We start from the raw sequence: 22127 nt of genomic DNA on the forward strand, positions 1-22127 counted from the left end.
CCTTATTTCAGTCCAAAGCGACAAAAGTTTCTCCTGGCGGCCCTTGCGAGCCGCCGAAATATCGCAACTTATTGTCGGGATTATTCGTTCAGATCAGCCATAATAGGCCTGAAGCGGTTTAACTTCAAGACTTGTGGTGCGCAGCGCCGATATTGCCTCTACTGCGGCGACACTGGCCGAGGCAGTGGTGAAGCTCGGGGTCTTGGTCTGCAATGCTGAAGCCCGGATCGATTGCGAGTCCTTCAGGCTCTGCCAGCCCTCGGTTGTATTGAAGATCATGCACACACCGCCATCCTTGATCCGGTCAACAATATGTGGCCTTCCCTGCGCCACCTTATTGACCGGCTCAACGGCAACACCCTCACCACGCAGATACTCCGCCGTGCCGCCGGTGGCTATCAGGGTGAAACCAAGCGCCTCGAGCTCACGCACCGCCGGCAGTATATGTGGCTTGTCACTGTCCTTGACCGAAACAAACACTGTTCCGCTTTCGGGCAAGGTCAGGCTGGCCGCGAGCTGCGCCTTGGCAAAGGCTATGGGGAAGCTCCGGTCTATGCCCATCACCTCGCCAGTGGATTTCATCTCCGGCGACAGCACCGGATCGACGCCGGGGAAGCGGGCAAAGGGGAAGACCGCCTCTTTGACCGCCATATGGTCGATAGTGCGGTCGATGATGGGCAGATTTGCCAGCTTCTCGCCCGCCATCACCCGCGCGGCAATCTTGGCCACCGGCGCACCAATCGCCTTGGCGACAAACGGTACGGTACGGCTGGCGCGCGGATTGACCTCAATCAGATAAACGGTGCCATCTTTGACGGCGAACTGGATGTTCATCAGCCCGCGCACGCCCAGGCCATGTGCCAGCGCATCCGCCTGCCGCTCCATTTCGGCGATCAGATCATCGCTGAGGCTATAGGGCGGCAAGGTGCAGGCGCTGTCACCCGAATGGACACCGGCTTCCTCGATATGCTGCATAATCCCGGCGACGGTGACGCTCTCGCCATCGCAAATCGCATCGACATCAACCTCTACCGCATCGCGCAGATACTGATCGATCAACACTGGACTATCGCCCGACACCTGCACCGCAGTGGCGATATAGTCATCCAGTTGCGCCGGGCTGTCGACAATCTCCATCGCCCGGCCACCCAGGACATAGCTGGGCCGGATCAGCACCGGATAACCGATCTTCTCCGCGACAGCGAGCGCCTCGTCGCGGCTACGGGCAATGCCGTTATCGGGCTGTTTCAGCTTGAGCTTGTTGACCAGCTTGGCGAAACGCTCGCGGTCTTCAGCAAGATCGATCGCATCGGGCGAGGTGCCGAGAATAGGAATGCCCGCCTCTTCCAGCGCTTTCGCCAGATTAAGTGGCGTCTGTCCGCCAAATTGCACGATGACACCGACCAGCTCGCCGTTTGAGCGCTCGACTTCGAGGATTTCCAGCACATCTTCGGCGGTCAGCGGCTCGAAATAGAGCCGGTCCGAGGTGTCATAATCGGTTGAAACCGTCTCCGGGTTGCAGTTGACCATGATCGTCTCATAACCGGCATCGGCCAGCGCGAAACAGGCATGGCAGCAGCAATAGTCAAACTCGATACCCTGCCCGATCCGGTTTGGCCCGCCGCCGAGAATGACGATCTTGCGCTTGTCGCTCGGCTCGGACTCGCATTCGGGTTCACCGAAAATCGGCGTCTCATAGGTCGAATACATATAGGGCGTGCGCGCATGAAATTCCGCGGCGCAGGTGTCGATACGTTTGAACACCGGGCGCACACCCAGCTTGTGCCGCAACTCGCGCACTTCGGCGGCGCTGGTCGCCCCTGCCATCGCTTGCAGCGCATCATGGAGCAGCCCATGCGAACGCGCCCGCGTTTCCGCCAGACCACCCGCCACTGGCACCGAACGCACCGCCAATGTCGCCAGTCGCCGGTCGGAAAAGCCCATGGCTTTAAGCGCGCGCAAGCCTTCGGCCTCAGTCGGCAGGCCATGTTCCATCACCTCAGCCTCGGCAGCGACAATTTCGGCAATGCGGGCGACAAACCAGGGATCATAATGGGTGATCTCGCAGACTTCACTCTCGGACAGCCCTTCGCGCAGCGCCTGTGCAATCACCAGCAGCCGCTCGGGCGTCGGCTTGGCCAGTTCGGCGACGATCACATCGCGGTGCACGCCCTCAAGCCGCTGCACCCGATTAAAGCCGTCCAGCCCGGTCTCCAGCCCGCGCAGCGCTTTCTGCATCGATTCCTGGATATTGCGGCCAATCGCCATCACCTCGCCCACCGATTTCATCGCGGTAGAGAGGCTATTCTCCGCGCCCTTGAACTTCTCAAAGGCAAAGCGCGGGATTTTGGTGACGACATAGTCAATCGTCGGCTCGAACGACGCCGGGGTGACGCCGGTAATGTCATTGTCGATCTCGTCGAGCGTATAGCCCACCGCCAGCTTGGCCGCGACCTTGGCGATGGGGAAGCCGGTGGCTTTGGACGCCAGCGCGGAGGAACGCGAGACGCGCGGGTTCATCTCGATCACCACCAGACGGCCATTTTCGGGGTTCACCGCAAACTGCACATTGGAGCCGCCGGTCTCGACGCCAATCTCGCGCAGCACCGCGATGCTGGCGTTGCGCATGATCTGATATTCCTTATCGGTCAGCGTCAGCGCCGGGGCGACGGTGATGCTGTCACCGGTGTGCACGCCCATCGGATCGACATTCTCGATCGAGCAGATGATGATGGCATTGTCCGCCTTGTCGCGCACCACCTCCATCTCATATTCTTTCCAGCCCAACAGACTTTCATCAATCAGGATCTGGTTGACCGGCGAGGCATCGATGCCGGTGCGGCAATAATGCTCGAATTCCTCGCGATTATAGGCAATGCCGCCGCCGGTGCCGCCCATGGTGAAGGCGGGGCGGATAATCGCCGGCAGGCCGATCTCCTCCAGCGCTGCAAAGGCCTCATCCATGCTGGTGGCGATGCCCGATTTCGGGCTTTCCAGACCAATGGCGTCCATTGCAGCGCGGAATTTCTCGCGATCCTCCGCCTTGTCGATGGCCTCGGCGCGGGCACCGATCAGCTCGACATCATATCTGTCCAGCGTGCCGTCTTCATCCAGCGCCAGCGCGGTGTTGAGCGCGGTCTGACCGCCCATGGTCGGCAGCACCACCAGCTTCTCATCGGGCCGCTCGGCGCGCTCGCGCGCGATAATCTTGGCGACGATTTCCGGCGTGATCGGCTCGATATAGGTGGCATCCGCCATATCCGGATCGGTCATGATCGTCGCCGGATTGGAGTTGACGAGGACAATGCGATAGCCCTCCTCCCGCAACGCCTTCACCGCCTGCGTGCCCGAATAATCAAATTCGCACGCCTGGCCGATAATGATCGGGCCGGCGCCGATGATCAGGATGGAGTCTATATCTGTACGTTTAGGCATTGATACTCCCAGCCTTCTCCCTTGAGGGAGAAGGATACGAAGCCTTGGCACCGAAGGCGGTTAGGCGAAGTTGGATGAGGGTGTCGGGAAGGTGCGTTTCTTGACCATCGAGCCCCCTCACCCTAGCCCTCTCCCCGCCGGGGAGAGGGAATTTATGGTTGAGAAAAGACTGACCGGAACTGCCCGCAAATTGCGGCGCGATGTGACCGAAGCGGAGAAATTGTTGTGGTCGAGGCTGCGCGCTCGCCAACTCGATAATACCAAATTTGTAAGGCAATTCCCGATAGGAAATGCCGTGGCTGACTTTGCCTGTCGAAGCGTCAGACTGGTTATCGAACTGGATGGCGGACAGCATAGCGAGAATGAAGCGGATGAAGCGCGAACAAAGCTGATTGAAGCGCATGGCTATCAGGTGGTTCGGTTTTGGAATAATGACGTCATCGAGAACATAGAAGGCGTGTTGGAGACCATTGCTCAAGAACTGCGCAATGCCAGAAACAAACCCTAAACCTTCTCCCTCAAGGGAGAAGGATACTAAGCCTTGGCAGCTTTGCTGCCTAGGCGAAGTTGGATGAGGGTATCCAGACGCCAATGCTACGCGCTCCATCACAGCCGAACACCCTCACCCCAACCCTCTCCCTCAAGGGAGAGGGAGTTTTTGCGCACAACAGAAAAACTGCACCAAGCTAGAAAAATCACCCCAACCCCCGCACAAATTTGGCGAACAGATAAAAACTGTCCTGCGGCCCCGGGCTAGCCTCGGGGTGATATTGTACGCCGAACGCGTTTTTGTCGGTAAAGGCGATGCCGCAATTTGTGCCGTCGAACAGGCTTACATGCGTCTCGCGGACATTGTCGGGCAGCGTGGCGCCGTCGACGGCGAAGCCATGGTTCATGCTGGTGATCTCGACCAGGCCCTCGCTCTCATCCCAACCGCCGCCGACACGCTGCACCGGATGGTTGGCGCCGCGATGGCCCTGATGCATTTTTATCGTCTTCGCACCTGCCGCCAGCGCCAATAGCTGATGGCCGAGACAGATACCGAAAATCGGAATATCGCGTTCGAGCAGGCGCTGTATCACCGGCACCGCATACTCCCCCGTCGCCGCCGGATCGCCGGGGCCGTTGGAGAGGAACACGCCCGCCGGTTCGAGCGCGAGGATATCGTCCAGCGCGGTCTCCGCCGGGACCACGGTGACCTTGGCGCCTGCCTCGACCAGATTGCGGAAGATATTGCGCTTGGCGCCATAGTCGATGGCGACGACATGGGGCCTTTCCCCACTAACCGTCAGGTCTGAGCCTGTCGAAGACCGTTTGTCCGTATCCGAGAGACGCCCTTCGACAAGCTCAGGGCTAACGGTTTTTGTAATCGGCGCATAGCCATGGCCCAAACGCCACGCGCCACCATCCCATAGCTTTGCCTGATCGCCGGTCACCTGTTTGGCAAGGTCCATGCCTTCCAGCCCCGGCCAGGCGCGTGCCTCGGCCAGCAACGCATCAATATCGAACTGGCCGTCCGGATCATGCGCAATCACCACATGCGGCGCACCGGCCTCGCGGATGCGGCGGGTCAGCGCGCGGGTATCAACACCGGACAGACCGATGCGGCCATTCGCCGCCATCCATTCGGCAAAACCGCCGCCGCTGCGGAAATTGCTGGGCGCGGTAATATCCTCGCGCACCACACAGCCCAGCGCATGCGGGCTGTCCGCCTCGACATCCTCGTCATTCACGCCGACATTGCCGATATGCGGGAAGGTGAAGGTCACCACTTGCCCGGCATAGCTGGGGTCGGTCATCACTTCCTGATAGCCGGTCATCGCGGTGTTGAAGCACAGCTCACCCACCGCGCTGCCCGTCGCGCCAAAGCCCCTGCCCCAGACCAGCGAGCCATCGGCCAATACCAGCAGCCCGGTTGCGCCTTTGTGGGCTGTGCTGCTGGGCATGGCTTTCTCCTGCTGGACATGATGGCGGCATCGCCCGCGCACGACGCCAAATTGACGGGGTGCTAGCTGTGGGGCATTTTCCGGTCAATCTAGGAAAAAATTTCATCCCCGGCTATGCTGATCCTTTATTGCAAAATCTGCCTTAGAATCGGCATTTTGGCCAAGACGGGACAACCATGCTACGTGACGACCTGAAGGCGGCGCAGATTGCCGCCATGAAAGGCGGCGACAAGCCGCGCACCACCGCCATCCGCCAGATTATGGCCAAGATCAAGGATCAGGATATCGCCATGCGCACCAGCGATGGCAAAGGAGATTCTGGGGGCGATGATGATGCAATGGTCGTCGATGTGCTGCGCAAAATGGCGAAGCAACGGCGCGAATCAATCGCGATGTACCGCCATGGCGGCCGCGATGAGTTGGCCGATGCGGAAGAAAATGAGCTGACAGTGATCGAGGAATTCCTGCCGGCGCAGATGGACGAAGAAGCGACTCGCGCCGCGATCGAGGCGATCAAAGCGGAAACCGGCGCGGAAGGCATGAAGGATATGGGCAAGGTGATGGGCCTGTTAAAACAACGCCATGGCAGCCAGCTCGATATGGGCAAGGCGAGTGCACTGGTGAAGGCGGTTTTGGGGTAACTATTCTCCCCTCCCGCTTGCGGGAGGGGCTGGGGGAGAGAATGCCAAAATTCGCTGATCGGAAAACAGATCTGGCACGCGAACCTCGCAATAATCCTAACCCTGTCGAAAAGAAGCTTTGGCATTATCTGCCTGCACGGAAACTGGCTGGCGTCCGTTTTAATCGGCAGGTCTGCATTGGGCCTTATATTTGTGATTTGGCGTCCAGAGGCGCGGGATTGGTTATCGAGATTGATGGTGATAGCCATGTCCAGCAGGTAAGTTATGACGCGGACAGAACCCGTTTTCTGGAAAAACAAGGTTATCAGGTGGTCCGGTTTTCAAATTCTGATGTGATGGGAAATGTTGAGGGTGTGGTGGAACGGATAGGTACGGTTTTGGGTGATATTCCCTCCACCAGCCCCTCCCGCAAGCGGGAGGGGAGAAACGGGCAGCGCCTTTCCCGCAGGCGGGAGGGGAGTATATGACCCTTTCACCGCAATGGCTGGACCAGTTGCGCTCACGAATAACACTGTCGTCGCTGATCGGGCGGTCGATCAAGATTCAGCGCGCGGGGCGCGAATATAAGGCGTGCTGCCCGTTTCATAACGAGAACACGCCCAGCTTCACCATCAACGACCAGAAAGGTTTCTATCACTGCTTTGGCTGCGGTGCCCATGGCGACGCCATCAGCTGGATGACCGAGCATAACGGCCTCGGCTTTATGGATGCGGTCAAGGAACTTGCGAGTGAAGCAGGCATGTCGGTCCCGGCCCCCGATCCCAAAGCCGCAGCGCGCGCCGAGAAGCGCACCAGCCTGATTGATGTCTGTGCCGCCGCCCAGGAGTGGTTCGTACAGCGGCTCGACAGCGTCGAGGGAGCGCAGGCGCGTGCCTATCTGGAGAAACGAGGCATCTCCCTCGAAACACAGCGGACATTCGGCTTTGGCTTTGCGCCCGATGGCCGTGGCAATATCGCCAGGGCGCTCGATGGTTTTTCCAAAGAGCAACTGGTTGAGGCGGGGTTACTGATCCAGGTTGAGGATAAGGCGCCCTATGACCGCTTCCGCGGGCGGCTGATGCTGCCGATCCGCGATGCGCGGGGTCGGGTGATCGCCTTTGGCGGGCGGATATTGGGCGATGGCGAACCGAAATATCTCAACTCGCCCGACACGCCGTTATTCGACAAGGGCCGCACCCTCTATAATCTCGACCGGGCCTCTGCCGCATCGCGCAAGACCGGACGGCTGCTGGTGGTCGAAGGTTATATGGACGCCATTGCGCTGTCACAGGCGGGCTTCGAGGATGTCGTCGCGCCCTTGGGCACCGCGCTCACCGAAGAACAGATTGCCATGGCTTGGAAGCTGGCAGAGCGGCCCATCCTTTGTCTCGATGGCGACAATGCCGGACAGAAAGCGGCGATGCGCGCTGCCGGGCGGGCGCTGCCAATGCTGCGCGCAGGGCACAGCCTGTCTTTTGCGATAATGCCTGGAGGTATGGATCCGGATGATGTGCTGCAGCAATCGGGTGCTGCCGCAATGGACCAGCTGATCGCCGCGGCGAAGCCGATGCTCGATCATATCTGGAACCACGAACTGGCGACGGCCTCACTGACAACGCCCGAGGACAAAGCCGCATTCAAGGCACGTCTGCTTGAGCATGCGCAAAGCATAAGCGATGGCGATGTTGCCGGTCTGTACCGCAGCGAGCTGATGGACCGGTTTTACGCGATGCTGCGCAAAAACAACTCGTCACCAGGTAATCGTGGTACCACAGCGATACGCAGCGGTGCTCCGCATAGCAGCACCAGACGGCTTGCTTCGGGATCAGGACAACAGGGCGTTATACGCGCGCTTCTGGCAGGCTTTCTGCGCTTTCCCGGTGAAATCACCTCCAATCAGGAGGCACTTTGCGAGCTCGATTGTCACAATGCCGAACTCGATGCTCTGCTACAGGCCATGCTCGATGCAGCAATCGCTGATCCTGATCTTGATACCGCAAGGCTGCACACCATATTGGAAACACGGGGATTTGGGGGAATTTGTTCATCGCTGTCAGGGGCGCTGAATTGCCTCCCCTTCTCCTTCACCCGTTCCGCTCCCGGTAATCCGGAAGCGGCGGGCGAACATGACAGTGCACGTGCAGACTTGCGCGAGGTTTTACAGATTGCCATTGCCCAGCCCCGGCTGAAGCAAAGGCTGGCAAAACTGGCGGGCGAGCTCGACACCGACCCCAGCGATGCGGCATTTACCGATTATGCCGTGCTGCAGGATCAGCGTCGCAGCTTCAACCGGCGAATCAGCGACCTTGCGGAACGCGCGCGCGCCCGGTAACGACAATTATAATATATGCGGCTCCCTGAAAGCCGGAGCGGTAGAAACAGGAATACATAGCCTTGGCAAGCAAAGCAAAAGACGATCGCAGCGATGGCGATGCACCGCTGATCGACCTTAACGAAGCGTCCATCAAGAAACTGATCAGCCGTGCCAAGAAGCGCGGCTATATCACTTATGACGAATTGAACGAGGCACTGCCCCAGGACCAGATGTCGTCGGAGCAGATTGAGGATGTGATGTCCGCAATCTCCGAGATGGGTGTCAACATCGTCGAGAATGAGGAAGATGTCAGCGACGACGCGCCCGAGGAAGTTGGCGCGCAGGATGCCGCCAAAGCCGATAACAAGGCACCGCCAAAAAAGAAGGAAACCGCTGACCGCACGGATGATCCGGTGCGCATGTATCTGCGCGAAATGGGTGCAGTCGAGCTGCTCAGCCGTGAGGGTGAGATTGCCATCGCCAAACGCATCGAGGCGGGTCGCGACACCATGATCCTGGGCCTGTGCGAAAGTCCGATCACCTTTCATGCGATCATTGAATGGTCGACCGCGCTCAACGAGGAAGAAATCCAGCTTCGCGAGATCATGGACCTTGATGCCATGCTGTCCAAAGAGCCCGCACCTGAAAGTCTCGAAGACGATGCCGATGATGATGATGGCGAGATCAGCGAGAAAAACGCCGGCCCGTCCTATAAGGATGACGATGAGGTCGAAGACGAAGACGGTGACGAGGGCGACGACGAATCCTCGATGACCGAACGCCGGACCCAGCGCCAGAATGATGATGACGATGACGACAACACCCTGTCGCTGGCACAGATGGAAGCTGCGCTGAAACCCGATGCGCTGGAAAAATTTGCGACGATCACCGCTTTGTTCAAGAAATTTGCCAAGCTGCAGGAAGAGCGCCTCGAGGTGCTGAGCATCGGTGACGATTATCCAGCAGCCAAGGAAAAGAAATATCAGAAGCTGCGCGAAGACCTGACTGCCGAAGTCGAGTCGGTACAGTTCCACGCGACCAAGATCGAATATCTGGTCGACCAGCTCTATGCCTTCAACCGGCGCCTGACCGCGCTGGGTGGCCAGATGCTGCGCCTTGCAGAACGCCACAAGGTACCGCGCAAGGATTTCCTCGACCGCTATATCGGACGCGAGCTTGACGACAATTGGGTTGCCGATGTCGCCAAGGTTGACAAGAAATGGAATGCCTTCGCCACCAAGGAAGCCGCCGCCATTGACCGTATCCGCTCGGAAATTGCCGATATCGCTTCGGCTACCGGCATGGCGCTCCCCGAATTCCGCCGCATCGTTAACATGGTGCAAAAGGGTGAGCGCGAAGCGCGGATCGCCAAGAAGGAAATGGTCGAGGCCAATTTGCGCCTGGTGATTTCCATCGCCAAGAAATACACCAATCGCGGGCTGCAATTCCTCGATCTGATCCAGGAAGGCAATATCGGCCTGATGAAGGCAGTCGACAAATTCGAATATCGCCGTGGCTATAAATTCTCCACTTATGCCACTTGGTGGATTCGCCAGGCGATCACTCGGTCGATTGCCGACCAGGCGCGCACCATCCGCATTCCGGTGCATATGATCGAGACGATCAACAAGCTGGTGCGCACAAGCCGCCAGTTCCTGCACGAGCAAGGCCGCGAACCAACACCGGAAGAAATGGCCGAGCGGCTGTCCATGCCACTGGAAAAAGTGCGCAAGGTGATGAAGATCGCCAAGGAGCCGATCAGCCTTGAAACGCCGATTGGCGACGAGGAGGATTCGCATCTCGGCGATTTCATCGAGGACAAGAATGCGATCATCCCTGTCGATGCCGCGATCCAGTCGAACCTCAAGGAAACCGTCACCCGTGTCCTTGCTTCGCTGACGCCGCGTGAGGAACGGGTTCTGCGTATGCGCTTCGGCATCGGCATGAACACCGATCACACGCTCGAAGAGGTCGGTCAGCAGTTCAGTGTGACTCGCGAACGTATCCGTCAGATCGAGGCCAAGGCGCTGAGAAAACTCAAGCACCCAAGCCGCAGCCGCAAGATGCGCAGCTTCCTCGATCAGTGAAGCGGGACCTGCCGGGCAGTTTTCCCGCCCTGGTGAGCTGCTTGGTAAGACTGTCTTTAGAAATATCCTATAATTTTACTCCTTGAACGCGCGGATATGCTCCGCCGAACAAGCGAGGATGAAGTGAAGCCAGCTCCCGCGGATACAGGATTTTCGGGCACATCGGCACCGGCAAACCATACGACGCCGGCGCAACGCCTTTACGCGCGTCAAGCGCAACAGGCCGATTTCCTCACAGCCATGCTGGCGGACAGCAATAATTTTTCCGGCAGCGACGTTGCGGATATCGCGCATTATCTGTGCCTCCTGCACGGTCGTTATCCCGGCGTTGTCGACCATCTCGCTGATCGGCATATCGGCAGTGACCATCATGCATTATTCTCCAAACTGGCCGGAAAATTTGCCACAGAGCGCACACTGCTCACCAATATGACCGTGGCCGCCGGTCCGGTAACCAGCCTTGCCGGCGAGGACAATGCGCTCACCGCCATAGAACAGCTGCGTCAGGCGATTGACCTGCTGGCCCGCTCCGACCGTGATGGCTGCACTCTCGGTGCAGCAGCGGCCGTGCTGTGCGACTGGCTGAGCATCCGCCCGGCGCTGGACATGATGCTGCCGCGGATCGGTCTTGAAAGCCCGATCTTTGCCATTGCCGATGATTATATGCAACTCGCCGCCATTGTCGAAAGCATGACCGAACCGCGCCAGACACGCGCGGTGCTGTTCGGCATAGACCAGCTGTTTCACCAGCATGACCAGTTCTGGCTATTGCTTGAGCGGCGGCGCTCATTACGCAATGAGATGCTGAGACAGATTGGCGGCTGAACCGTCTACTCCCCGTTATTGCCAATTCCCCGCTTGCGCTTCGCAGCGCCCGCCCCTATCCGTTTAATCGCACGATTAATGGACTATGGAGCTATAAATGCAGCGTTTTGAGGGCACCAAGGACTATGTCGCAACCGATGACCTGAAGGTTGCTGTCAATGCTGCGGTCACCTTGCGCCGACCATTGCTGGTCAAGGGTGAGCCGGGCACCGGCAAGACCGTACTCGCTTATGAGATTGCCAAGGCCACAGGCGCGCCGCTGATCGAATGGAATGTCAAATCGACAACCAAGGCACAACAGGGATTGTATGAATATGATGCGGTTGCGCGGTTACGCGACGGCCAGCTTGGCGAAGAGCGGGTGCACGACATCAGTAACTATATCAAGCGCGGCAAGCTGTGGGAGGCATTTACGTCGCCCGAGCTGCCGGTGCTGCTGATCGACGAGATCGACAAGGCCGATATTGAGTTCCCCAATGACCTGTTGCAGGAACTCGATCGCATGGAATTCCATGTTTACGAGACCAAGCAAACGATCAAGGCCAAGGAGCGCCCGATCGTAGTGATCACTTCGAATAACGAAAAGGAATTGCCTGACGCCTTTCTGCGCCGCTGTTTCTTCCACTATATAAAATTTCCCGATCAGGAGACCATGCGCGACATTATCGACGTGCATTTTCCCGATATTCAGAAGAGCCTGGTCACCAAGGCGATGGAGATTTTCTACGAAGTCCGCGAAGTACCGGGACTGAAGAAAAAACCCTCGACGTCCGAGCTGCTCGACTGGCTCAAACTGCTTTTGCACGAAGATATGCCGCTCGATGTGTTGCAGTCACGCGACCCGAGCAAGGCAATCCCGCCGCTGCATGGCGCGCTGCTCAAGAATGAGCAGGATGTGATGCTGTTTGAGCGGCTGGCATTCATGGCACGCCGCAACCAGTAACCCGCGCGGAAGACTCTAATTGGTGTAGGCGAGCTCGAAATTGCCCCAATATTCGCCCCTCACCCATAGCGGCACGAAGATGTTTTTCAGCACTTTATAGGTGCCGGGTGTTGGTTCAAACCGATAGGCTGCGGCAAAGAACTTGTCGTTGCGCCGGCGGATCGCCTCTTTGGTGGTATGGTCGAGCAGGATCAGCCGGTTGCGGCAATAGCGGCCATCATGCTCCGGATCGCCATTTGGCGGGCGCGAGCGTGAACTGAGATGCGTCGGCAAATAGCCATCCTCATTGGTGCACACCGCGGCATAGATCTTGTTGTCACTCTCGGTGATGCTGTCGAGCAACGGCCGGATATGGCGATCGGCAAAGGCATTGAGGCGGCTATCGAAGCGTTCTGGTCCGATATCATTGGTCGGGTGATAGTCGCGGTCGAACAGCGCATCCAACGTAAGGCTGCCATCGTCAAGGCCTTGTTCGACAACGTTCAGAAGCTGAGCCCTGCCGTCAAAGGCGCGCTTGAGATAACGATTGTCATATTCGGACATGCCGGTGTGCAATAGCTGGTTGAACACGCTGTTCTGTTTCATCTCAAGCTGGGTCATCGATGCCAGCGCATTGTCGAGATCGTCACTATTTCGTGCCACGGAATCGGTAAAGGCAACCAGTGTTTTTGCCATATGCGCGGTATTTTCGCGCAGATGGTCGCTGCCCACAGCGATGGTATCGGTCTGGCTGTCGACCCGGGTCACCATCTCGGCAACGCTGTGCAATGTCCGGTCGATGGTCTCCAGCCCGGTCTTGGCTTCGCGACTCTTGGCCACACCGCTCTGCACCTGACCGGCAATGGTGCTGGCCTGATCGCCCAGCGAGCGCATGGTGATGGTGATTTCTTCCGCTGCGCGCCTTGTGTCTTCGGCCAGTTTCTTGACCTCCGATGCCACCACGGCAAAGGTCGCGCCTGCAGCCCCTGCCCGCTCAGCCTCGATAGCAGCGTTGAGCGCCAGCATATTCGTCGATTTGGCAATGGTATCGATGGTCTGGCTCGCTACCAGCACTTGGTCCATGGCGCTGGCAAAGCCGGTAATCTTGTCGCCCATATGGATGACCAGATCGACAATATCACTGAACTCACCCATGGACTGGCTGATGGTCGCGGCGCCATCCTGCAATTCGCTCTGCGACTGCGCCGCCAGTTCGCGTGCCGTGGCCACGGCACGGGCAACCTCGTCCTGTTCGCGCTCCAGCGTACGGGCAATATCCTCGACAATGGTGCGCTGTTCTTCGATTTCCTTGCCGTTACGCTGCACCCGAGCCACGGTTGCAGCGACAGAGGAGCACTCCACCAGTGCTTCACCACAGGTACGCGCCATCTCTTCATGCAGCTTCGGTTGCCGGGCCAGTTCGCGATCAAATTCCATAGTGCTTCCTTACTGTTAACGGCTTACCGTCAACATGGTTAACAGCCAGTAAAACGCCCGGCATTAGCGCGTTGCGCTTGCCACCTAAGCCATGGCACGGCATGGTATGCTGGCAAAATAAAGGAACCTTTGTGCGATGTTTTTCTCCTTCATGGATGAGCTGCGCTCTGCCGGCATACCGGCTTCGCTGAAAGAGCATTTGCTGCTGCTCGAAGCTCTCAATGCCGATGTCATCACCCAGTCACCTGAGGAGTTTTACTATCTCTCGCGTGCCACGCTGGTGAAAGACGAAGGCATGCTTGACCGCTTTGACCAAGTGTTTTCCAAGGTATTCAAAGGCCTTGAAACCAATTATGCGGAAGAGACCGCAACCATCCCCGAAGACTGGCTGAAGGCGGTCGCGGAAAAATACCTCTCCGAAGAGGAAATGGAGCAGATCAAGTCGCTCGGTTCCTGGGATGAGATTATGGAAACGCTGAAAAAGCGTCTGGAAGAGCAGCAAAAGCGGCATGAAGGTGGCAATAAGTGGATCGGCACCGGTGGTACCTCGCCCTATGGCCATTCCGGCTATAATCCCGAGGGCGTCCGTATAGGTGGCGAGAGCAAGCACAAGCGCGCTATCAAGGTATGGGACAAGCGGGAATTCCAGAATCTCGACAACACCAAACAGCTTGGCACCCGCAACATCAAGATCGCGATGCGGCGCCTGCGGCGCTTTGCCCGTGAAGGCGCGGCCGACGAACTCGATATTGACGGCACCATCGAAGGCACGGCGAAGCAGGGCTGGCTTGATATCCGCATGCGCCCGGAACGACACAATGCGGTCAAGATCCTGCTGTTCCTCGATGTCGGCGGCTCGATGGACCCGTTTGTCAAGCTATGTGAGGGGCTGTTTTCCGCCGCCACCGCCGAATTCAAGAATCTCGAATTCTTCTATTTCCACAATTGCGTTTACGAAGGCGTATGGAAGGACAATCGCCGACGCTTCTCCGAACGCACTCCGACCTGGGACATTCTGCACAAATATGGCCATGACTATAAGCTGATCTTTGTCGGCGATGCCTCGATGAGCCCCTATGAGATCAGCCATCCCGGCGGCTCGGTCGAGCATTTCAACGACGAGTCCGGCGCGGTATGGTTGCAGCGCATGGTCAACACCTATCCCGCTACCGCATGGCTCAATCCGGTACCGGAAAAGCAATGGAGCTATTCGCAAAGTGTCCGCATGATCCAGGAACTGGTCAAGGACAGGATGTATCCGCTGACCCTGGGCGGTCTCGACGATGCGATGCGGGAGCTGAGCCGTAAAAGCGGTTAACCATCGCTATCTCAGCCAAAGGGCTGATCGATCGCCCTTGATGGCTGGGTGAAATAGCGCGGACCATCCTCGGTCATATAGAAACAGTCCTCGATGCGAACGCCAAATTCGCCAGGCAGATAGATCCCGGGCTCGTTGGAGAAGCACATTCCCGGCGCCAGCTTGGTCGTTTCTCCGCGAACGAGATTGATTGATTCATGCCCGTCCATACCGATGCCATGGCCGGTGCGATGCGAGGTGCCCGGCAGCTTGTAGTCCGGACCATAGCCGAGCGTCTCATAATAGGCGCGTACGGCATCATCGACACTGCCCGCCGGGACACCGATCTGCGCCGCCTCAAACACCACATCCTGTCCATTGCGCATATGCTGCCATACCTGACGTTGCTTGGCACTTGGTTCGCCATAGACAATGGTGCGCGAAATATCGGACCGATAGCCATGCACCGCACAACCGCAATCCATCAGGACAACCTCGCCTGGCTTCACTTCCTGCGGCTGATCAGAGCCATGCGGATAGGCTGCTGCCTCTCCAATCAAGGCGATAGCGAATTTCGGTTGCCCGCCCAGTGCACGCGTTGCACCATTCATAATTGCAGAAATGTCGGAGGGTGTCATGCCACGTTCAATCCGCGGCAGAGTGTAGGCATAGGCCGCCAGAGTGATATTCGATGCCGTCTGCATCAGAGCGAGTTCGGCGGCTGACTTGAACATGCGACAGCCAAGAATAACAGGTGAGCCGGAAACAATCTCGGCATCGGGCATCACACGCCTAAGCCCGTCAACAGCGAAGAAACGCACCGTTTCCTCAATGCCGATATTGCCTGACGCATTGCCGGTGTGCGCCAGCCAGTCGGCGACCTTGCGCAGCGGATTCTCATGCTCGTCCCAAGTCAGTATCTCAGCCTCAACCGAGAGGCTTTCCTGAATGCTCGGCTCTTCGAAAAACGGGGTTACTATCGCCAATGCGCCATCGGCACCCAGCACCGCCGCTGTCAGCCGCTCGCTGCGCCACCATTGCACACCGGTGAAATAGTCGAGACTTGATCCCGGCTCGATCAGCAGTGCCGACATGCCCTGCTCGCGCATCAACCGCTGCGCTTTTGCCAGGCGCTGCAGCCTTTCTGCCGCGCTTATCGGCTTTGCATTGGCGGCCATGTTGCTCAGCTCCGTCAAGCTGTCCTGCGCCAATATGGGAGAAACGGGCAACAGTGTCCCGAGAGCTGCAACTCCGCCAAGCTGAAGAAAATGTCTGCGCCGCATATTTGTGATCAGTGTCATTGGCTTTTCTCGTGCTACATCTGTCCTGTTGGAGCGAAGTGATGCGCCACGTCTTATCCTTCTACCCGGGATAAATCCGATGCTGCGCAATAGTCTCGATCCATGTCTGCTCATCGCGTGATGTTATGGCGTCAAGATCACCCGGCTCAGCCGCGCTATCGTCCACCCATTCGCGCAAAGCGGAGCCGCCGTTGATGACATCAATGGCCAATCGATCGAGCTCATACTCATAGGGGAAATCGCGCCACAACGCATAATCTTGATAAAGCTGCCGAATCGCCTTGAATGCCAGCACCTGCAAGCGCCAGGGTCTGAACGCCTGATGCTGGTAAAACCCCTGCTCGGCATGGATATGAACGCCATGGCATAATGTGCCGACATGTTTGTGGAACGTCGGTTCAAACCAGATTTCGCGCAAATGACAGCCTGACAGCCATATAGGCGCCATGTTCTCCATCGCCGTCATGACGTCACGCGCATTGATATCGGGCGCACCGAACAGCTCGAGCGGACGGGTCGTGCCCCTGCCTTCACTCAATGTCGTGCCTTCGAGCATGACCGTCCCGGCATAGGCCCGCGCCATGTTGACATTGGCCGCATTGGGGCTGGGGTTGACCCAGACACGATCCGCAGGCCAGCCAAAGCCCGGCGCGGCGTCCGGCTGCCAACCGGACATCTCGATGACGCGATAATCCACGTCGAGACCGAAATGCCGGATAAACCAGTGCCCCATCTCACCCAGGGTCAGGCCATGGCGCATCGGCATCGGCGCGGCACCGACGAAACTCTCCTGCCCTTCACGCAAAGTCAGCCCCTCAACCGGGCGACCTGCTGGATTGGGCCGGTCGAGCACCCAGACCGACTTGCCGTGCTCCGCCGCCGCTTCGAGCATATAGAGCAATGTTGTGATAAAGGTATAGATACGGCAGCCAAGATCCTGAAGGTCTACGAGAATCACATCAAATGTGTGCATGGACTGGCCGGTTGGACGGCGCACCTCGCCATAAAGGCTGAACACCGGGATTTCATGGACCGGATCGGTATCGTCCCGTGTTTCGATCATATTGTCCTGCTTGTCACCCTTCAGCCCATGCTGTGGGCCAAAAGCGGCGGTGAGGCTGATGTCGTCACAGGCCATCAACGCATCCATGCTGTGCGTCAGCTCTGCAGTGACTGAGGCCGGATGCGCCAGAAGCGCCACCCGCTTGCCCCTGAGCGGCGCTCGCAGTTCCGGTTCGGCAAGCAGCCGATCAATTCCAAACAACGTCATGATGTTATCGGTGGCGCGAGTTTCAGCGCAAAGCAAGCCTGATGGTGAAAATCTGGCTTTCCCTGGGGATGCACCAGCGACCAGAACGACTTTTCCCCGCGCTGTTCATGGAGAATGGCGGTCAAAGCCATATCTGTAGCCGAGCCGATAAAGTGATGCGGCAGCTGCACAACCACCTCCACTGCAATATGGTTGTCGCTGGCATCCACACCTATATCCGGCGGCACCGAGAGCGGCTGGTCGGTTATGCCATCGCGATAACTCCGAAACGCATAAGCGGCCCATTGCCCTGAAGGTGCAAAGTTGAATTCAACATAGGCTTCGCTTCCTGCAACACGCATAAACGCTTCGAAACAGGTGGACTTCCAGAGATTGTCCGCCCTGTCCTTTAAACCATGCGTATCGGGAAGAACCAGCAGGCCAGGATCACAATCGACATGATAGCGCAACCACAATTTGCCTTTATGGTCCAGAATAAAGCCGACATTAAACCCTTCGATGCCATGGCCTGTATTATCCGGGTGTGGCTGCATCCGAAGCATATTGTCCATGAGCCTTCTCCCTGCTAACCGCCGGGCCTATGACCGAATACCAATCCGATCTCCTGCGCCTGCTCGATCAACGCGGCTATATCCACCAGCTTACCGATGCGGAAGGGCTTGATCGCCTCGCCGCGCAGCAGTGCATCCCTGCCTATATCGGTTTCGATGCCACCGCACCGTCGCTGCATGTCGGCAATCTCGTGTCGATCATGCTGCTGCGCCGGGTGCAGCAGGCCGGACACAAACCGATTGTCGTAATGGGTGGTGGCACCACCAAGATTGGTGACCCCTCGGGTAAGGATGATGTCCGCAAAATGCTGACCGAGGACGATATTGCCAGCAATATCGAATCGATACAGTCGACATTTGAACGATTTCTGAGCTTTGGCGATGGTCCAACTGACGCCATATTGGTGAATAATGACGACTGGTTGAGCCAGCTTGGCTATATCGAATTGCTGCGCGATGTCGGGCGCCATTTCACCATCAATCGGATGTTGACCTTCGATTCGGTGAAGCTGCGACTCGATCGTGAGCAGCCGCTCACATTTATCGAATTCAACTATATGATATTGCAGGCTTACGACTTTCTCGAGCTTGCACGCCGCCATGGCTGCCGATTGCAGCTCGGCGGATCGGATCAATGGGGCAATATCGTCAACGGGATAGAGTTGGCGCGGCGTATAGACAGCACCGAGCTTTTCGGCGTCACCACACCCCTGATCACCAAGGCCGATGGCAGCAAGATGGGCAAATCGGTCGATGGCGCGATATGGCTCAATGAGGCCAGCCTCTCAAGCTATGATTACTGGCAGTTCTGGCGCAACACCGATGACCGCGATGTCGGTCGGTTTTTGCGGCTTTTCACCGATCTGCCGCTCGACGAGATTGTCCGACTGGAGGCACTTCAGGGCGCCGATATCAACACAGCCAAGCTGGCATTGGCCAATGCCGCAACCGCGATGTGTCACGGCGAAGAAGCGGCAAAGCAAGCCGCGGCGACGGCACAGGCGACCTTTGCCGCTGGTGGTGTCGGTGAAGATTTGCCGAAAATCGCCATGAATGGCGAAGACATGGCGATCACTGACCTGCTGGTTGCGGTCGGTTTTGCCGCCAGCAAGGGGGAGGCGAAGCGGCTGATAAAGGGTGGCGGCGTAAAGATCGATAGCGAGAAAGTCGCCGACGAAAAGCTGATTCTGGCCCCGGAAGATTCTGATAGGAAACTGTCAGTTGGCAAGAAAAAGCACGCCATTATAACAGCTTGAACGGTTTACCAAAGGCTATTGACCGGCCTTTACCGTTTATTTCCATCTTTGCCGGATAATCTGTGCGGTTATTCAGCAGGGTGAAAAAATGAACAAGGGCGCAAACCTCTCCGTCGTTGATCAGCGTCAGGGCGCGCGGCACAGTGTCGATCATGTGGTGATTGCCGAACATCGCACATTGGGCGACATCAAGACCCATATCGTAAATATCTCCGCCAACGGTTTCATGACCGAGGGCGAAATGCCACTGGGCAAGGGTGAGCGTATCTCACTGCGCCTGCCGGTGATCGGCAATATGGAAGCGCATATGATCTGGTCGCTTGGCGGCCGTTCGGGTTTCCAGCTGGAGCGGATTATCCGCTTCAATGAATTCACCGAAATGGTCGAGGCAATGCAGCCGCGCTCGTCGCCGAAAAAATACCGCTAGCCGCCGCGCAGCAGGCGCACGCCATAATCCCTTTCGAACAGATAGAGCGCCACACGTGCCGCCTCGCCACGCGCTGAGGTCAGCTCGGGATCGGTCTCGGTCAGCAGCCGTGCATCATCATGCGCGGTGCCGATCAGTGCGTGCACCTGCTCAGGCGAGGCCAGGCGATAGCCGACATCACCCGATTGTCGAGTGCCGAGCAACTCCCCTGCCCCGCGCAACCGCAAATCCTCCTCGGCCAGCAAAAAGCCGTCCTGTGATCGCCGCATCAGCGCCAACCTCTCTCGCGCCGTCTCGCTGAGATTGTCGCCGCGCAGCAACAGACAGCGCGATTTGTCCGAACCACGCCCGACCCGCCCGCGTAACTGGTGCAACTGGGCCAGGCCATAGCGCTCGGCACTCTCGATAATCATCAGTGTCGCATTGGGCACGTCGACGCCGACCTCGATCACCGTGGTGGCGCATAATATCCCTGTGTCGCCAGCGGCGAAGCGCTCCATTTCGACATCCTTGCGCTCGGCCGGCATCTGACCATGGACCAGACCGACCTTGTTGCCAAAACGCGTCTGCAACATGGCATAACGGGTCTCCACTGCCACCGCATCGACCTGGTCGCTATCATTGACCAGCGGGCATACCCAATAGGCCTGGCCGCCGCCTTCGAGATGCCGGGCCAGACCATTGGCGAGTTCATCGAGCCGGTTCTCTCCCAGCACCAGCGTCTCGATTGGCTGGCGGCCGGGAGGCTTTTCGTCGAGCCGCGACACATCCATCTCGCCAAACTGGCTGAGCGTCAATGTGCGCGGGATCGGCGTTGCGGTCATGGTCAGCATATGCGGTGGCGCCTTGCCCTTTTTCGCCAGCAACAACCGCTGATTGACACCGAAGCGGTGCTGCTCGTCGATGACCGCCAGCGCAAGGTCATGGTAGAGCACCGCATCCTGAAACACCGCATGGGTGCCGATGATCAGCTGGATCGAACCATCGGCAACACCCATCAGCTTGGCTTCACGCGCCTTTCCCTTGTCGCGTCCGGTGAGGATATCCAATTCCACAGGCAGGCCGTGCAGCATTCTACTGATCCCGTCATAATGCTGGCGTGCCAGTATCTCGGTGGGGGCGAGCAGCACCGCCTGTCCACCAGCTTCGACAGCCTGCAGCATGGCCATCACCGCCACCACCGTCTTGCCCGACCCGACATCGCCCTGCAGCAGCCGCAGCATCGGTGTCTCGCTCGCCATATCGCCCGCAATTTCGGCAATCGACCGCTGCTGCGCCCCGGTCAGGCTATAGGGTAGTTGCAGCATCCCGGTGAGCCGCTTGTCGCCCGGACGCGGTCTCGTCTTTTGGCGGCGATTACTCTTGCGCAGCAACGCAAACGCCAATTGCCCGGCAAATATCTCGTCATAAGCAAGCCGCGCCTGCGCCTTTTCATGCCGGTCTTGATGCGCCAGCTGCAACGCGTCTCGCCAGCCTGGCCATTGTTCGCGTGCATAAAGGCCCGGCTCAATCCATTCGGGTAGCTCGGGCACTTCTTTCATCGCCTCCGCGATGCTCGCGTGCACTTTCTTGGCTGTCAGCCCTTCGGCCAGCGGATAGATCGGTTCAATTGCCCGCACGTCTTCGTTGATCGGACCAATATGATCGGGATGTACGATCTGCAGCATATCGCCATAGCGGTCGAGCCGCCCGGATACTCGACGCTTTTCATTGGCCGGCAATTGCTTGCGTGCCCAGCCGCCATTGCGTCCGAAAAACACCAGCGCCATGACATTACCGGTATCATCTTGGGCCAAAATGCGCGTCGGCCCGCGACCCGCAGATTCGCGCACGCTGGTTACCAGCAGGTCGATGACAATATAGTCGCCGACATACGCCTCATCGAGCGCTTCCAGATGATGTCGTGCGCGATAATCGTTGGGCAGGTGAAAGATCAGGTCACGCAGCGTGGCGATACTGAGCCGCTCGAGCGGCTTCATCAGCTGGGGGCCAATGCCTTTGACGCTGTCGACAGCGACAAATAGCGGATTGAGGATCGCCGGGCGCATGACTATGTAGCCCGATAAAGCCGCGGCGGATGACCTTTGTGCATAGTGCCGCTATGGCATTGCCTCTTGAAGACGGCAAGATATGCAAGCAGAGAAGGCCCGCGCCATGACCATGTCCCGTATCACCGCCGAAGCTGTCCGGCGCCAGCGCTATCGCGCATGGCATCGCGGCACGCGCGAGGCGGATTACATGATTGGCGGCTTTTTCGATCGCTATCACGCCGATTGGGACGAGACCGATCATGCGTGGTTCGACCGGCTGCTCGCTTGCGAGGATGTCGATATCATGTCCTGGGCCATGGGCACAGCGCCGACACCTGCTGAATTTGACGGCCCGCAAATGGTGGCGATGAAACGCCTAGACTATATCGAAATACCCGGAAGCTGAGCC

General features: G+C 58.1%; 18 protein-coding genes. 11 read left to right on the forward strand and 7 right to left on the reverse strand.

Translation table 11 applies throughout. The annotated features are described in order from the left end of the window. Positions 1 to 93: 93 nt before the first annotated feature. Positions 94 to 3435, reverse strand: coding sequence for a carbamoyl-phosphate synthase large subunit (carB, locus tag AAFX04_06570; protein ID MEO1045084.1), 3342 nt, complete (start codon positions 3433 to 3435; stop codon positions 94 to 96). A 154-nt stretch (positions 3436 to 3589) separates the two neighbouring features. On the opposite strand from carB, the gene AAFX04_06575 reads away from it, so the two are divergent. Beyond that, entirely contained in the window at positions 3590 to 3943 is a 354-nt protein-coding gene (locus AAFX04_06575; protein MEO1045085.1) for a DUF559 domain-containing protein, read from the forward strand. A 187-nt stretch (positions 3944 to 4130) separates the two neighbouring features. Here AAFX04_06575 and carA read toward each other — a convergent pair whose 3' ends face one another. Beyond that, positions 4131 to 5381, reverse strand: coding sequence for a glutamine-hydrolyzing carbamoyl-phosphate synthase small subunit (carA, locus tag AAFX04_06580; protein ID MEO1045086.1), 1251 nt, complete (start codon positions 5379 to 5381; stop codon positions 4131 to 4133). Positions 5382 to 5557: 176 nt separating this feature from the next. Here carA and AAFX04_06585 point away from each other — a divergent pair, with 176 nt between their 5' ends. From AAFX04_06585 to AAFX04_06610, 6 genes are all read left to right on the forward strand, one after another. Further along, positions 5558 to 6022: a GatB/YqeY domain-containing protein gene (locus AAFX04_06585; GenBank protein MEO1045087.1), complete on the forward strand. Its 465-nt coding sequence runs from the start codon at positions 5558 to 5560 to the stop codon at positions 6020 to 6022. Between the two features lie 41 nt (positions 6023 to 6063). Beyond that, positions 6064 to 6489 (forward strand): DUF559 domain-containing protein, encoded by a 426-nt coding sequence (locus AAFX04_06590; GenBank protein MEO1045088.1) that lies wholly within the window; start codon positions 6064 to 6066, stop codon positions 6487 to 6489. Beyond that, positions 6486 to 8333, forward strand: a complete 1848-nt coding sequence (dnaG, locus tag AAFX04_06595; protein ID MEO1045089.1) for a DNA primase — start codon at positions 6486 to 6488, stop codon at positions 8331 to 8333. Before AAFX04_06590 ends, dnaG begins: the two co-directional genes overlap by 4 nt. Before the next feature lie 62 nt (positions 8334 to 8395). Further along, on the forward strand, positions 8396 to 10402 hold the full coding sequence (gene rpoD, locus AAFX04_06600; protein MEO1045090.1) for an RNA polymerase sigma factor RpoD: 2007 nt from the start codon (positions 8396 to 8398) through the stop codon (positions 10400 to 10402). Positions 10403 to 10498: 96 nt separating this feature from the next. After that, positions 10499 to 11227 carry a hypothetical protein gene (locus AAFX04_06605; GenBank protein MEO1045091.1) on the forward strand — a complete coding sequence of 243 codons (729 nt, stop codon included), beginning with the start codon at positions 10499 to 10501 and terminating at the stop codon, positions 11225 to 11227. 97 nt (positions 11228 to 11324) lie between these two features. After that, positions 11325 to 12170, forward strand: a complete 846-nt coding sequence (locus AAFX04_06610; protein ID MEO1045092.1) for a MoxR family ATPase — start codon at positions 11325 to 11327, stop codon at positions 12168 to 12170. Positions 12171 to 12185: 15 nt separating this feature from the next. Here the strand turns inward: AAFX04_06610 and AAFX04_06615 are convergent, their stop codons facing one another. After that, a complete protein-coding gene (locus AAFX04_06615) occupies positions 12186 to 13586 on the reverse strand; it encodes a methyl-accepting chemotaxis protein (protein ID MEO1045093.1) in 1401 nt (466 codons plus the stop codon). 136 nt (positions 13587 to 13722) lie between these two features. Between AAFX04_06615 and AAFX04_06620 the strand changes: the two genes are divergently transcribed. Next, a complete protein-coding gene (locus AAFX04_06620) occupies positions 13723 to 14904 on the forward strand; it encodes a VWA domain-containing protein (GenBank protein ID MEO1045094.1) in 1182 nt (393 codons plus the stop codon). 11 nt (positions 14905 to 14915) lie between these two features. Here AAFX04_06620 and AAFX04_06625 read toward each other — a convergent pair whose 3' ends face one another. The 3 genes from AAFX04_06625 to AAFX04_06635 form a co-directional block, all read right to left on the reverse strand. After that, complete coding sequence (locus AAFX04_06625; GenBank protein MEO1045095.1) at positions 14916 to 16166, reverse strand: Xaa-Pro peptidase family protein; 1251 nt, start codon at positions 16164 to 16166, stop codon at positions 14916 to 14918. A 79-nt stretch (positions 16167 to 16245) separates the two neighbouring features. Further along, positions 16246 to 17454: a DUF1343 domain-containing protein gene (locus tag AAFX04_06630; GenBank protein MEO1045096.1), complete on the reverse strand. Its 1209-nt coding sequence runs from the start codon at positions 17452 to 17454 to the stop codon at positions 16246 to 16248. After that, complete coding sequence (locus tag AAFX04_06635) at positions 17451 to 18005, reverse strand: DOMON-like domain-containing protein (GenBank protein MEO1045097.1); 555 nt, start codon at positions 18003 to 18005, stop codon at positions 17451 to 17453. The genes AAFX04_06630 and AAFX04_06635 overlap by 4 nt, the downstream gene beginning before the upstream one ends. A 29-nt stretch (positions 18006 to 18034) precedes the next feature. Between AAFX04_06635 and tyrS the strand changes: the two genes are divergently transcribed. Beyond that, on the forward strand, positions 18035 to 19261 hold the full coding sequence (gene tyrS / locus AAFX04_06640; protein MEO1045098.1) for a tyrosine--tRNA ligase: 1227 nt from the start codon (positions 18035 to 18037) through the stop codon (positions 19259 to 19261). 88 nt (positions 19262 to 19349) lie between these two features. After that, a complete protein-coding gene (locus tag AAFX04_06645; GenBank protein ID MEO1045099.1) occupies positions 19350 to 19688 on the forward strand; it encodes a PilZ domain-containing protein in 339 nt (112 codons plus the stop codon). On the opposite strand, the gene recG is transcribed toward AAFX04_06645, so the two are convergent. After that, positions 19685 to 21736, reverse strand: coding sequence for an ATP-dependent DNA helicase RecG (recG, locus tag AAFX04_06650; GenBank protein MEO1045100.1), 2052 nt, complete (start codon positions 21734 to 21736; stop codon positions 19685 to 19687). The genes AAFX04_06645 and recG overlap by 4 nt on opposite strands. Before the next feature lie 112 nt (positions 21737 to 21848). Between recG and AAFX04_06655 the strand changes: the two genes are divergently transcribed. Then, positions 21849 to 22124 (forward strand): succinate dehydrogenase assembly factor 2, encoded by a 276-nt coding sequence (locus AAFX04_06655; GenBank protein ID MEO1045101.1) that lies wholly within the window; start codon positions 21849 to 21851, stop codon positions 22122 to 22124. The last annotated feature ends 3 nt before the right edge of the window (positions 22125 to 22127 follow it).

It is taken from the genome of Pseudomonadota bacterium, from assembly GCA_039818985.1.
Classification (GTDB): Bacteria; Pseudomonadota; Alphaproteobacteria; order Sphingomonadales; family Sphingomonadaceae; genus Alterisphingorhabdus.

Coding starts and splice junctions, on each gene's coding strand:
- AAFX04_06635 (MEO1045097.1), bottom strand. CDS start 18,005: ATGGACAATATGCTTCGGATGCAGCCACACCCGGATAATACAGGCCAT.
- AAFX04_06590 (MEO1045088.1), top strand. CDS start 6,064: ATGCCAAAATTCGCTGATCGGAAAACAGATCTGGCACGCGAACCTCGC.
- AAFX04_06605 (MEO1045091.1), top strand. CDS start 10,499: ATGCTCCGCCGAACAAGCGAGGATGAAGTGAAGCCAGCTCCCGCGGAT.
- dnaG (MEO1045089.1), top strand. CDS start 6,486: ATGACCCTTTCACCGCAATGGCTGGACCAGTTGCGCTCACGAATAACA.
- recG (MEO1045100.1), bottom strand. CDS start 21,736: ATGCGCCCGGCGATCCTCAATCCGCTATTTGTCGCTGTCGACAGCGTC.
- AAFX04_06645 (MEO1045099.1), top strand. CDS start 19,350: ATGAACAAGGGCGCAAACCTCTCCGTCGTTGATCAGCGTCAGGGCGCG.
- tyrS (MEO1045098.1), top strand. CDS start 18,035: ATGACCGAATACCAATCCGATCTCCTGCGCCTGCTCGATCAACGCGGC.
- AAFX04_06630 (MEO1045096.1), bottom strand. CDS start 17,454: ATGACGTTGTTTGGAATTGATCGGCTGCTTGCCGAACCGGAACTGCGA.
- AAFX04_06620 (MEO1045094.1), top strand. CDS start 13,723: ATGTTTTTCTCCTTCATGGATGAGCTGCGCTCTGCCGGCATACCGGCT.
- AAFX04_06575 (MEO1045085.1), top strand. CDS start 3,590: ATGGTTGAGAAAAGACTGACCGGAACTGCCCGCAAATTGCGGCGCGAT.
- AAFX04_06625 (MEO1045095.1), bottom strand. CDS start 16,166: ATGCGGCGCAGACATTTTCTTCAGCTTGGCGGAGTTGCAGCTCTCGGG.
- AAFX04_06615 (MEO1045093.1), bottom strand. CDS start 13,586: ATGGAATTTGATCGCGAACTGGCCCGGCAACCGAAGCTGCATGAAGAG.
- AAFX04_06610 (MEO1045092.1), top strand. CDS start 11,325: ATGCAGCGTTTTGAGGGCACCAAGGACTATGTCGCAACCGATGACCTG.
- AAFX04_06655 (MEO1045101.1), top strand. CDS start 21,849: ATGTCCCGTATCACCGCCGAAGCTGTCCGGCGCCAGCGCTATCGCGCA.
- carB (MEO1045084.1), bottom strand. CDS start 3,435: ATGCCTAAACGTACAGATATAGACTCCATCCTGATCATCGGCGCCGGC.
- carA (MEO1045086.1), bottom strand. CDS start 5,381: ATGCCCAGCAGCACAGCCCACAAAGGCGCAACCGGGCTGCTGGTATTG.
- AAFX04_06585 (MEO1045087.1), top strand. CDS start 5,558: ATGCTACGTGACGACCTGAAGGCGGCGCAGATTGCCGCCATGAAAGGC.